The organism is Aeromonas enteropelogenes (genome assembly GCF_000819845.1).
Taxonomy (GTDB): Bacteria; Pseudomonadota; Gammaproteobacteria; order Enterobacterales; family Aeromonadaceae; genus Aeromonas; species Aeromonas enteropelogenes.
The window spans coordinates 185,970-199,364 of the sequence record NZ_CDCG01000002.1 but is presented as its reverse complement, the minus strand read 5'-3'; the positions used below and the strand labels follow the sequence as shown (position 1 = coordinate 199,364).

The window sequence follows — 13,395 nt, the reverse complement described above, 5'->3', positions numbered from 1 at the left end:
ATAAACCAAGATTAGGTAAGAACTGGCCAATTGATAACCAATCAAAATAAGGTGACTTACCGTATAGTTTCATACCAAGATCATAAAGAGATGCCAATGTCATATTACGGTCCTGGATGGAGCTAAACGTCATCAAATCGTCATGTGAGAAACTTTCCAGAGCATCTTGAGACGAAAGTTGCTGGCCGATTTTTTCAATATCAGCTAAAGGATCTGACTTAGCTATATTACAAGCTTTTATTATCTCTCCTCTTTTTTTAACATCCCTAAGTTTTTCTTCAAAACCATGATATTGAAATAAACTGCCAATGAAAGAGATATTGGAATCTTGCTCTAGCAGTTCTGATTTCACCGATGTAGCAGGCAGTATATTAAGAATTCTATCACTGCTAATGGATAATTCTTTCTTTAACGTTTTGATATCCCTTTCAAATGGACAAACATAGAAATATCGTTCAGGGTCTAACTTCAGTCTATCTTTATCGTTGAAATACATGAAAGTATCTGCATGCCAAATAACAATAGGTATATCCAGCATATTTACGATAGCAGATGGAATAGAATTGTTAAATGTAATACATAGTTCCGGAGAAAACTTCATAATGTCATAAAGAAGTTCATCAACTTGTATATTTTCCTTTAGCTTATTATTCCCATTCCAAGCTTTCTCGAGAAAACCGGTAGTATTAAGATATAAAACTTCATTACCCTGTTCTGCTAAAGAATTGATAAAGCTTTCAAAGAAAATAGATTTTTTATTTTCCTCTAATCCAAAGTATGAAATCAGAATTTTAGCCATATCAAATATCCATTTCAAACGTAAACTTAGGCGATGTCTTACAGCCAATAGACTGCTTAAAGTCACAGAGACCTAAATTTGGAATGCTGAACTCTGTTGATGGTCCAATATCAACAAATATTTTCTTGGACTTTTTGTAATATTCAAATGTTTTAAATGAAATAAAGTTCATAGGACGCAAATGATCACTATTGGAAATATTCCCCCAGTATATTACCTGTACATGTTCATCAGTTACATGATAAACCATAGAAGAAGCTATTGGATTATCTTCCTGATCATACACAATGAAAAAATCTGCTTTGATAACTTGTATTGTTTTATAAATGTCGTCCAGTGACATCCAGAGTGGATATCCTTTAGCTTCTCTATTCTGCCTAATAATTTGATAAGCCAACTCAATATTATCTGTTTTTTCAAATCTTAGGTTGTTTGTCAGCGCATTTTTGAGCTTTTGTCTTGCCTGTGGAACAATACTTGATATATAGTTTCCATCGAAATCGTTCAGCTCATAATGATAGTTAATATCACATCCTATAATTTTAAAACCACAAACATATAGGCTGTTATACAGCTTTGTAATATGATCATTATCATATACTAATGGAGGTAATGTTAGCTTAATTTTCTTCAATCCTTTCTTTCTAGCGTGTTTCACCAGAATTTCGCAAGCCTCAGAGTATGCTTCTACTTTGTTATTCTTTGTAATTGATGAAAAACAAGCATACGGAGCTGAAAATGGAGCCATTAAGACTCCATCACGAATACCAAATGTCAGACCAAATCTATTTTTACCGTTATAAAAGCTGGCATAAGTTAACGAATCCACTTTATTTTCATTTAATTCTGAAAAAGCTATAGAATCAAATACAGAAAATGGCTTCTTTAATAACTTAGAATATTCATCTTTACTTAATTCGATTAATTCCATCAGAAAATCAACTCCAGAGAACCAATACCATCTCGACCAAAGTAATTACCTGTATAAATAAGAATTGCTTTTCTGTCAGATACTTTAACAGCTGAGGGGAAATAGATCATTTCATTATTGAAATCATCATCAGAACCATAGTTGATATGATCAAAAATAGAGTCACAACGCTCCCAGTTTACACAATCTAAACTACGAGATGCTCCAATGAAGTACTTCATGTCTTCAATAATCCGGCGGGTATAAAAGGCATAATAATAATCCCCCAGTTTGGTAATCTGAGGTCTACCTAATCCATGTTCAACATTTAAATCACAGCTAACTATCTTTTTACCCTGCTTGGCTATTTCAATACCATCTTTAGAATGCTGGTAAAATACATCATAAACAGGACGGTATTCCCCCTTACATAGACACCAATCGCTACCTGCTGAATAGACCATATGGAAACCACCATTCGGATCACGCTCGATAGACTGACCGGCACGAACAAACAAACCTTCATCCGCGCGATCCATGACAGGAGCCTGGCTGTAACGTGTAAAGGTGTTACCACCATCTTTACTAATAGCAAGACCGCCAAAATTATAATGACGAATCTTATGCCCTAGTTGAAATCCGGTATAATAGAGATAAACAAGCTCATCTGATAGCTTGTATGCATGACCAGGGAATACACCATTTTCATCAAAGCAACCATCTTTACCAATATCCAACACCGGTTTCTGACTGATATTTTTTATAGTCTTAGGATTATTTGAATCTACATCTATATAACCAATGCGAGAAATGCCATCAGCATCCCAGCATCCCATGTAAATTCGAATCGTATCATTATCAAGCAAAATTGGGGTAGGGGCCATAGCATGACTATTCCACCAAGTTTCGTTACCTTCTGGTTTAAAAATAAAACCTAAATCATTTACTTTCATTTTACCCTCTATCATCTAGTAATGCTTCAACCATGGAGCAATCGAAGGTAGGAATACCTAACATTTCGGCAGTTTCTTTTCTCTGTGAATAACTGTCATCGATAAAAATAGCATTCTGGTTTTTCATATAGAGGTGTTTCTTATCGCTTTCTTCTAGCCAGATTATTTCATCAAACAGTTGATATATTTTGTGATCTACTAGGTACTGCTCTTTATCTTCAAGACGGTTTTTAGAAACCAGAACAATCTTTACACCATTGTTAACACATTGGTACAAAAAAGTAATCACCTCCAGATTCAACTTTCCTTTTACAATAATCGTATCGTCAAGATCCACATAAACTGTATCGTAGTGATAATCCAGCACATATCGATTTTTAAGGCTTCTATCCATGGAAAAACGGATATCATTAGTCAGAACTCCAACATCATATCCATAATATTGGTACAGTGACAACAGAGGAAAGTTAACACCTTTGCAACGGTTATATGCCATGGTTCCAGCTATACGCACGTCGATTTCCAGCAGTTTCAGTTTACCCACTGCGTCTTCTTTCATCTGAAAGAACCAGGCCCCTTCAATAGGTATTCTGCTGAGTATCTTTCCTGCAATCTCACGGAATGATTCATTAAGCTCTTCAGATACATCTTCTGCGTGCATGGAGGTTGCCATTCTAATCCGGCTTCTTTCCCTACCCGAGCAAAACATTAACTTCCCATTCGCGCCAGAAAAGCAATCAATAGTGTATTCTTTACCAGGCAAAAGCTCCTGGATAATGAAATCATTCAGTTCTAGGCCATCCAGTTCCGATGCATGCTGAATAACAGAAGCCCCCTGAGCGCCATAACCACGGTCTGGTTTAATAAATACCGGGAACTCTGGAATATCATCTACTAATTCATAGACTTTAGGCACATCAATTAAATCCATCAGAGCATTCAATGTTTTTTTCTTTGATCTGGTTAAGTCAATGATCGCCTCAGAGGGTAAAAGTATATCAGCTCGGATATTTTCTCTATTATCATTCAATGCATCGATAACCAACGAGTTGGCTGGATACACAATATCAATACTATGTTTCTCTATAGCCGAATTTAAATCATTAATCCAGCCATCTTCATTGATGTGCCTAACGATATTATTAGTGCTATATAGATAAAATGCCTGATTCTGAATATTTGCGGTTGCTGAAAACACTTCTACTTCTTTACAGTATTTTAAACTTTTACCGATTTCGATACCATTTTCCATACCACTTGGAAAAATCAACACTCGCTTTTTTATAAATTTACGCATTCCTTTACCACTAAGTCAGTTCTAGTAAAATTGATATGCAACATAGTAAAGATGTAATAACTTTACTTTCGAAAGATGTCATTAAATAGCTTATTCTTTATGATAAACAGCAATTTCAACAGTCTGAAAAACCATTTTTTGGAAGAAAAAAAGGTAGGAAAGAGAATTAATGCTTTTTTAAATGATACTTTGTACTCATTTCTATAAAAAGCTTCCAAAACCTCGTCATACGCCGCAGTTCTGGCAAATTTACTGGCTACCTTATCATATCCATACTTTCTTTTAATGATATCAGAAGCTTGGCGCCTTTCCTTAGAAAAGGTTCGAGTATCCATGATGCTTGCACCATGCTTTCTATAGAAAACTAAACTATCTGGAATATAAACTACACCGTTTCCTAAGATAGCAAGTTCAACTGCAAACAAATAATCGTTTATATATCGAAGTTCATTGTTATAACGAACCTGCGCCAATGCTTCTCTTTTAATACAAAGAGTGGGTGTAGGTATAATAGCCTCTGATATAATATTTTCAATAATCAGTTCAGGTTTAAAAATAAAATTAAAATGATTAATTATTTTTTTTCCTGTCACACTGTTAAACCACTGCATATTAGAGTAACAAAGACATACTTTCGGTTGAGCTTGCAGCGCATTGATCTGAAGCTCAATTTTATCTTTTCTCATCAGATCATCCCCTGCAAATGGGATGATATACTCTACTTCCAGGTCTTTCAGAGCACTCTCAATAAGGGAATTGTAATTATCGGCAATCCCTTTATTGGCTTGATTAAAAGTCACCTTCACATTTAAACTTGGGTGATCACGAAGATAACCTCTAATGACTTCCTGCGTTCGGTCTTGTGAGCAGTCATCGGATAAATAGATGCCAACGTTAGGATATGTTTGATTCTGAACCGATTCCAGACAGGGAATAATAAACTCTTCGTGATTGTAGCAACCAATCAAAACCGCAACTTTTGGCAAATTACTTCTCATTTATTTCAATACCTAGATAGCGCCACCATCTTGCGGAAACCATCGTTACGGGCTACAAGTTCATCAAAATGCCCGGTATCTATAGCCGTACCATTGTCAAATATGATTAACCTGTCAGCATTCTTAAGGGTAGATAGCCGATGTGCAATAACAATTACAGTCCGCTCCCCTTTAAGAGATGCAATAACATTAGAGATATCGTGCTCGGTAGCAGCATCTAGTGCTGATGTGGCCTCATCCAGGACAATGATTTCACGGTTAAAATACAGTGCTCTAGCAATAGCAACCCTTTGCCGCTGTCCCCCAGAAAGATTTTTACCATTTTCACCTAGGTTAAAATCCATGCCACGCTCTCCCAAAACATCAGACAATCCGGCTTTACATAGTACATCAATTACGGCCTGACCATCCACTTCTGATGGGGTAACCCCAAAAGCTACATTTTCCAGTAGTGAACCGTTAAGGATAAAAGGGCTCTGGCTGACATAGCTGATGCTGTTACGAATGCCTTTATATTCCTGCAGAGAAATTGGCTTTCCATCAATAATGATTTGACCCGAATTGATCGGAAGTAAACCAGATAATACGTCAGCAAAAGTGGTCTTGCCAGCTCCAGATGTTCCAACAATGCCAATGAACTCGCCTTTATTAACTTTTACGTTGATATCCCGGATCCCTTTCCCATCGCTCCCCAGATATGAAAAATGAATGTTAGTTAAATCGATACTATCGTTAAATACAACTTTATTATCGGCTTTATCTTCATTCCCATCCAAAGACTGAAACTCTTCGATGATTGTCTCTACTGCATTACCGGATGATTTGATCTGAGAGTAACAGTACAGAAGGCGGTTCATCATAGGCGCCAAACGAATTGCAATTGCGGCAAGCAATGTAATGCTAGCAATACCTTCCGCAGGTTCAGGAGATGTCATCAGAATATAGCATATAAATATAATAATACCAAACATCAATATGGCTTCACTGAGATATATAGGAATATACTGTATGAGCATATTGGTTTTGTCTATTTCACTCACTTCCTGATTGGATTTATCATATTTATCAAGAAATACACTTTCTTTTCCAATAAGTTTAGTATCTTTGATACCAGATAATGACATGGTCAGAATAGAAATATTTTCCTGATTAGCTTTTACGTATTTTGCATTAATTTCATGAGTGACACCTCTTATTACCTTCATCTGAAGCCAGAGTAGCCCCCCAACAACTAATGCTGTAATCAATGATATTCCAGAATATTTAATCATCAGAATCAGAAGCAGCGAAAAACATACCATCGCATTAGAAATAAACATCACGCACTGAATAAGGTACGAGTTTACCACCCGGCTAACCACTGCTGTCAGGTTATTGATAATATTTGCTGAATTTTTAGTCAGATGATACGTCATTGGTGCATGAATATACCCCGACATCAGTTTTTTACAAATATCATTACGCCAGTCTCTGACCATATCAAACTGAAACTTCTGCTGAAATAGCATGTATATGTTCTTAATAATAAAGGACATGCCAACACAGAAAGCGATGAAGACAACAAAATACCGTGTATCACTGAACCCTAGCGCATTATATATTATCTTTATGTACCCATTATTCATGACTATATCAGGGTTCATAGAAATAGTAACTAGAGGGTACAGTAATGCTACACCCATAACTTCAAGTGATGCAGAAACTACTGCTGACAGCAGTACCAAAACTATTCTGAACTTGAAAGCAGAGCCGTATTTTTCTACAAATTCAAAAAAGAGTTTAAACATGGCCTACTTTTTTTCCATGACTGACTTAATCATATGATAATCAATATTGAAACCCAAATTCTTAGCTAAGAAATATAGTTTATTCCGCGAGGAATTTGACATAAGACTAGCTACAAAATAAACCGATTTGGCATAAATGATATAATTATCTTTTAGATAGTTATCACGTTTAAGTGAAACTGCTGAACCATTTTCTCCTGCATTAACCAGACAGATACCCAAAGCGTCATAAATTTCCTGAAAACGATGTTCCCAACGACCTCTATCCTGAATGCAGGCCTGTGAACCTTCAACTACCGCATCCCGATAACTGGCATCATTGAGCAGTTTCCTTGCCAGCCCAGACGCTTCGCCAGATGATCGGAACATCGGAATATCGATATACCCTTTGGTAAACCTTTCAATACCTTTATTGTAACTAGACAACAGACATCCATTGGATGCCATAATATCCATTATTCTCCATGAAAACCCATCGACGGCCTGAGCATGCGATACGTTCAAACAGATCTGGCTAGTGTTATATATGTCCTGATTATGTCTAAGGCTGTAAACAGATTCTGGCTGAAATGCCATTGCCAGATTTGGACAGGTCTCTACCGTATCGAGCCAACTACTGGAACCAAAGAGAGTCAACCCAAACTCAGCCATCGCATTCAGGGTATTAACCCTGTTCTGAGCACTACTGATCATACCAAAGTCTAGGGGATCGAGATATTCCAGAATGACACTCAGGTTGTTCTTGGTTAGATACTCTTCGGGATCCACATAGAAATTCTCAGACAGATACCGTACAGCCTGTTTGACATCCGGCGTATTGTGCATCTGCAGTAGATCTCGCAATCCTTTAGGCCCTTTGAAATTACTACCAATAAAACTGACATTGTGGATTTTTTCCAGAGACTGTGCTTCCACGGCCGTACCAGAGTTGATCATATGGATGCGATCTTCACATGCCCCTATAGATTTTATCTGCTTTCTGGCGTCGTTTGACAGACAGAAAAAGTGATATCTGTCCGGGTTAGCTTTAATCTTCTCTTTATCATTATAAAAAGTAAATGAATCCGCTTCCCATATTACAATTGGGCAATCAAACAACTCTTCAATGAAGGAGAGTTTCGTATTATTAAAACTGATCACCAGATCTGGATTAAAGGCAGAAACATCTGCCTTTAATTGCTCTGTTTTTAAAAACCTGTTTTCTTCGTTATCACTATTCCATGACTTATTCAAAAACTCAGCACAGTTAACTACCATTACTTGGTTGCCACATTTTTTAAGTTCTTTGATCAGTCCTTCATAGTAGCTAATCAGTTTAAACCCGCCATCAACAAATAGATGTGAAGAAAAACAAAGCAGAACCTTAGCCATATTAATTTACCTGAAACCGATTAACCGCCTCGATGACAGCCTGGACTTCTTCATCAGACATAACAGCACTGATCGGTAAACTCAACACCTGATCATGTATTTTCTCTGTTACCGGCAACGATAGGTGATTAAAATCTTTATAAGCATTTTGCTTATGAGGTGGGATCGGATAATGAACTAAGGTAGAAATGCCCTCTAATTCAAGGTGACTAATCAGTGCGTCCCTATGCTCTGTTCTGACAACAAACAGATGCCAGACATGCTCTTTTACTACATTATTCTGTGGCAGAATAACCAAAGAATTATTAATTTCTGTCAAATATTTCTGGGCAATATTCTGTCTTATTTTTGTCTCTCTAGGCAAATGCTTCAGCTTGACTAAAAGCATAGCAGCCTGAATTTCATCCAGTCGGCTGTTGGTACCCTGATACTCGTTCTGATATTTTTTGTGTGATCCATAGTTACTCAATGCTTTAAGAACCTGATACAGTTCAGCATCATTAGTGGTAACAATACCAGCGTCTCCAAGAGCGCCCAAATTTTTACCAGGATAGAAACTGAAACCAGCGGCGTGCCCCCAATTTCCGGTTCTCTTGCCATCTATTTCGGCGCCATGAGCTTGCGCACTATCTTCTAATACCAACAGATCATGTTTTTCTGCAACAGCCATGATCCCCTTCATATCTGAAATCTGTCCGTAAAGATGCACGGGAAGGATCGCTTTAGTTTTAGGAGTGATGTATTGCTCTAAAGTCTCTGCAGAAAGGTTGAAGGTATTTTCATCCGGCTCAACCAGAACTGGTACCAAATTGTTGTTGGTAATAGCCAAAACGGAGGCAATATATGTATTCGCTTGGACAATAATTTCGTCACCATCATGCAGTTTTCCAAGCTCTTTCCACGCCCGAAGTACCAGAATCAGTGCATCTAAACCGTTGGCGACACCTACCGCGTACTTTGTACCGCAATACTCTGCAAATTCTTTTTCAAAGTTTTCCAGTTCTTTTCCCTGAATATACCAACCGGAATCAATTACTCGAGCAGCGGCAGATTTTAATTCTTCATGATATGAATGATTAACTTTTTTAAGATTAAGAAAATCTACTTTTTTCATTTAATGTTAGCCTATAATTTTTGAAAACTTATTTTTCACTCTTTGGACGCTCTCTTGGGCGATTTCATAATAATAATTATCGTCATCTTCCCCAGTCTCTACTGCACCAAATTTTTTATGGAAATCAATTACCTTTAAGTTTCCTTTTCTTACATCAAAATGAGATTTTTTAAAACCTAACTCTTCGAAACCAAACTTATAAACAAGAAATGCACTCTCAAGCGCTGCGTATTTTGTTTTGTCTTCATTTAATATCCAACTACCCCAACAGAATGAATCCGATTTGAAGTCATACAGTCTAACCGTTCCACAAGGCTTTGAGTCTTTTGTCTCTATGATAAAATAATACTGCAAGCCCATTTCTTCATCTTGTTTGTATTTTTTTATCCATTCTTTCTGAGCCGCAACATTATCATCAACACTTGACAGAAATTTGTTATATCTTTCATCTAATCGAAGAGAAAGAATGAACTCTGCGTCTTCCTCTCTGATTAGTCTCATTTTTATTGTTTTTGAAATGAGTTCACGCATCCAATAAACTCCTCATAGTCACGAATATAGTCTGATTCATCATAATGCTCACTTGCTAGAACAACTAATACACAGTCATCGCTGAAGTCATGCATTTCTCGCCACATGCAGGAATCAATTAATAATCCTTGGTCTGGTCGGTTTAGAGTGACATCTTCGCGAGTTTTACCATTGTCCAGAATGAAACGGCAGGAGCCATGCATAGCAATAGCAACCTGCTTGAGCTCCTTGTGAGCATGAAGCCCCCTTATTGCACCATGCAGGGTACCAAACATGTAATACACACGTTTAACATCAAACGGAATTTCTTTATTTGACTCCAGTGCTATTAATTCCCCTCGACTATCACCCAGAGATTTAATTTCAATAAAATTGATTAGGCTCATGATTCCCCCTTTAAAAGAGATAGTAAATATTGTCCGTAGCTGTTTTTGGACATTTCAGAGGCCAGAGTCTCCAGCTCCTGATTACTGAGCCACTTATTACGCCAAGCGATTTCTTCCAAACAGGAAATTTTGAATCCCTGTCTTTTTTCGATTGTCTCAACGAAGGTGGCAGCTTCAAGCAAACTTTCATGAGTGCCTGTATCCAGCCATGCAAAACCACGCCCCAGCAACTCAACATTCAATGAGCCGTCATTTAGATACATTTCGTTGAGTGTGGTTATCTCCAATTCCCCACGATGTGAAGGCTTGACTTGCTTGGCAAGCTCTACCACCCGGTTATCATAAAAATACAACCCAGTAACCGCATAATTAGACTTTGGCTTCAATGGTTTTTCTTCGATAGAAATAGCTTTCATGTTGAAGTCAAATTCAATTACACCAAAACGATGAGGGTCTCTTACCTGATAACCAAACACTGTCGCCCCTTCAGTTTTTTGAGCTGCATTTAGTAATTTTGATGAGAATCCTTGCCCCCAGAAAATGTTGTCTCCTAAAACGAGGCAAACACTATCTCCACCAATAAACTCTTCACCAATAATAAAAGCTTGCGCCAAGCCATCAGGTCTTGGTTGAATTGCATACTGCAAAGAAATGCCGAAGTCACAACCATCACCTAGTAAACGTCTGAAAGAATCGTTATCTTCAGGTGTCGTGATTATCAGAATGTCTTTTATCCCAGCCAGCATCAGCGTAGATAATGGATAGTAAATCATTGGTTTATCGTAAACAGGTAGAAGCTGCTTGGATACACCACGAGTAATAGGGTAAAGACGAGTGCCAGAGCCACCCGCCAAGATAATTCCTTTCATGATATCACCAACTTAATTGATAGTTATTGTCCGGTGCCGGCGTTGTTTCCTAAATCAGTCATCAGGTAACAACATCCCCAGCCCCAAGTGACTGCTACTTTTTCAGCTTGCTGACAGGCAGACCAAGAGTATTCAGTTTGTTTATCGCGCTAACATACGCCATCACTTCCCCTACTTGGCCATTTATTTTCGCAGACTGATTGTGCCCGCCAACAACTGCTGAAACTGATACATTGCTATCTCTACCAGAGAGCGACGATGATACCCCGACATCGTCTTCCAGTGAGCCAGCCCTTCTTTGCACATCACCAGTACAGCTTTTCATTTCTTGGGTGTCCCTTTTTCCATAACCCCGCGCTCTTGCGAGGCGGGATACAGGCTGTCGCCCCTTTGCGCGAGATAAGCTGATGGCTGGCTTTGCTGTCGTAGGCACCATCCGCATAAATACGCCCCAACTTGCGCCGCAGTGGGTTGAGCAAGGTCGGCAACACCTCTGCGTCATGGACATTCTCCAGCGATAATTCTGCCGCCACGATATCGTGAGGTGACCGGGTCAACCACTAGATGCAGCTTACGCCAGACTCGCCACTTTTCGGCGCCGTGTTTTCTGACCTTCCACTAGCCTTCACCAAATAGTTGATAATCAGGTCGGTGATTAAGTCCCTTCGCAGGCTGCCGATAAGCTACCTGTATCGTGCAGGCGCGTGCTGACACAGCTATACGGCACATTCATCAACGCGAATAAGGAGTCAAGTAGTCCCTGAGTCGCTCGCAGAGTGAGGCTGAAAATCCCCTTAAGCATCATGGTCTGGTCGGTGTAGAGCTGGCTGCAGCCGCGTCGCCCGTGATGATCGTGGTGAAACCAGTTGTTCATGGCATCGGCATCAATCCAGAAGGTGAATGAACCACGTTTAATCAAAGACTTGTTATATTGAGGCCAGTTAGTAATGGGGTGAAGCGACTTGCCCATGATGCAGACTTGAAGGGGAATGATGGTGATCAGATTACCACCTTCTCAGTAAGTTCCATTCAAGCTGTACCAATTTAGGCAGCAACACCTCCGGTGCCTAAACGCTCACGGCTGTATGAACCGTCCAATACTCGGCTCCACCATTCACGGTTATGTAAATACCACTCAACGGTTTTACGAACACCTGATTCAAATGTCTCTTCTGGTTTCCAGCCCAGCTCTCGCTCAATTTTCGAGGCATCAATCGCGTAACGGATATCATGCCCAGGGCGGTCTTTGACGTAAGTAATGAGGTCTGCGTAATGGGCAATGCCAGCAGGCTTATTCGGTACCAACTCTTCAAGCAATATACAGAGTGCATTTACCACTTCAATATTGGCTTTTTCGTTATGGCCACCAATGTTGTAGGTTTCACCAACCTGACCTTCGGTCACCACTTTATACAGAGCTCGAGCATGGTCTTCGACAAACAGCCAATCGCGAATTTGCATACCATCGCCATACACGGGTAGTGCTTTACCTTCTAGCGCATTCAAAATCATCAATGGGATGAGCTTTTCTGGAAAGTGATACGGGCCGTAGTTATTTGAACAGTTTGTCACTATGGTGGGTAAACCATAAGTACGCAGCCAAGCACGAACTAAATGATCGCTGGAAGCTTTCGATGCTGAATAAGGGCTAGATGGGGCATAAGGTGTGGTTTCGGTAAAAAGATAGTCTGTACCTTCTAAATCACCGTAAACTTCATCGGTGGAAATATGGTGGAACCGAAACGCTTGCTTGGTTTCATCATCAAGCTGACTCCAATATTCGCGGGTGGCCTCTAACAGAGTATAGGTGCCAACAATGTTAGTTTCGATAAAAGCGGCAGGGCCATCGATAGAGCGGTCTACATGAGATTCGGCAGCCAAGTGCATGACCGCATCGGGCTGATGCTCGACAAAGACTCGGCCCAGCTCAGCACGATTGCAGATATCCACTTGCTCAAACGTATACCGCTCACTGTCAGAAACGCTGGACAAGGACTCCAGATTACCTGCATAGGTGAGTTTATCGAGGTTAATCACGGAATCATGGGTATTGTCGATAATGTGACGCACGACAGCAGAACCGATAAAGCCTGCGCCACCGGTGACGAGAATTTTCATAGATGTGGTATCTCTTGCGAGGAATTGGACGAAAAAATCGGACTAAATCAAACCGAAGGTATCCATGCGGCGTAATAGACACTCAATCTTGGATTGATATATCCACAGCAGGGGATACTCGCCAGCAACTCATTTCATTGCATTTATTACAAAAAATGATGGCTACCGCCCCTGAGTTACAGCCCCCAGTTTGCTGCTTTTAACCAGATTGTGTCTGCTGTTGGTCATCGTGTCCTCCAGCATCTCTTGTTGTTCTGACTGT

At 39.4% G+C, this 13,395-nt stretch carries 12 protein-coding genes and 1 pseudogene; all 13 read right to left on the bottom strand.

The window, feature by feature from the left end; all coding sequences use genetic code 11:
- Positions 1-799: hypothetical protein (locus tag BN1123_RS21610; protein WP_042024887.1), on the bottom strand; the 799-nt coding region annotated here is incomplete at its 3' end.
- Position 800: 1 nt separating this feature from the next.
- Entirely contained in the window at positions 801-1,730 is a 930-nt protein-coding gene (locus BN1123_RS21190; protein WP_156130269.1) for a hypothetical protein, read from the bottom strand.
- Positions 1,730-2,662 (bottom strand): glycoside hydrolase family protein, encoded by a 933-nt coding sequence (locus BN1123_RS21185; RefSeq protein WP_197064416.1) that lies wholly within the window; start codon positions 2,660-2,662, stop codon positions 1,730-1,732. The genes BN1123_RS21190 and BN1123_RS21185 overlap by 1 nt, the downstream gene beginning before the upstream one ends.
- A gap of 1 nt (position 2,663) precedes the next feature.
- Entirely contained in the window at positions 2,664-3,959 is a 1,296-nt protein-coding gene (locus BN1123_RS00835; protein ID WP_082037437.1) for an ATP-grasp domain-containing protein, read from the bottom strand.
- Between the two features lie 62 nt (positions 3,960-4,021).
- Positions 4,022-4,957 (bottom strand): glycosyltransferase, encoded by a 936-nt coding sequence (locus BN1123_RS00830; RefSeq protein WP_197064414.1) that lies wholly within the window; start codon positions 4,955-4,957, stop codon positions 4,022-4,024.
- A 5-nt stretch (positions 4,958-4,962) separates the two neighbouring features.
- The gene (locus tag BN1123_RS00825; protein ID WP_042024885.1) at positions 4,963-6,744 is read right to left on the bottom strand and encodes an ABC transporter ATP-binding protein; all 1,782 of its coding nucleotides are present in this window, start codon (positions 6,742-6,744) and stop codon (positions 4,963-4,965) included.
- Between the two features lie 3 nt (positions 6,745-6,747).
- Positions 6,748-8,115 carry a glycosyltransferase family protein gene (locus BN1123_RS00820; protein ID WP_042024884.1) on the bottom strand — a complete coding sequence of 456 codons (1,368 nt, stop codon included), beginning with the start codon at positions 8,113-8,115 and terminating at the stop codon, positions 6,748-6,750.
- A 1-nt stretch (position 8,116) separates the two neighbouring features.
- Positions 8,117-9,229, bottom strand: coding sequence for a DegT/DnrJ/EryC1/StrS family aminotransferase (locus tag BN1123_RS00815; protein ID WP_042024883.1), 1,113 nt, complete (start codon positions 9,227-9,229; stop codon positions 8,117-8,119).
- 6 nt (positions 9,230-9,235) lie between these two features.
- Complete coding sequence (locus tag BN1123_RS00810) at positions 9,236-9,760, bottom strand: GNAT family N-acetyltransferase (protein WP_042024882.1); 525 nt, start codon at positions 9,758-9,760, stop codon at positions 9,236-9,238.
- Positions 9,733-10,146 carry a sugar 3,4-ketoisomerase gene (locus BN1123_RS00805; protein ID WP_042024881.1) on the bottom strand — a complete coding sequence of 138 codons (414 nt, stop codon included), beginning with the start codon at positions 10,144-10,146 and terminating at the stop codon, positions 9,733-9,735. The genes BN1123_RS00810 and BN1123_RS00805 overlap by 28 nt, the downstream gene beginning before the upstream one ends.
- Positions 10,143-11,015, bottom strand: a complete 873-nt coding sequence (gene rfbA, locus BN1123_RS00800; protein ID WP_042024880.1) for a glucose-1-phosphate thymidylyltransferase RfbA — start codon at positions 11,013-11,015, stop codon at positions 10,143-10,145. The genes BN1123_RS00805 and rfbA overlap by 4 nt, the downstream gene beginning before the upstream one ends.
- 94 nt (positions 11,016-11,109) lie before the next feature.
- Positions 11,110-11,985 (bottom strand): annotated as a pseudogene (locus BN1123_RS00795) (IS5 family transposase).
- Between the two features lie 74 nt (positions 11,986-12,059).
- Positions 12,060-13,133 carry a dTDP-glucose 4,6-dehydratase gene (gene rfbB, locus BN1123_RS20600; protein ID WP_042024879.1) on the bottom strand — a complete coding sequence of 358 codons (1,074 nt, stop codon included), beginning with the start codon at positions 13,131-13,133 and terminating at the stop codon, positions 12,060-12,062.
- Positions 13,134-13,395: the final 262 nt, after the last annotated feature.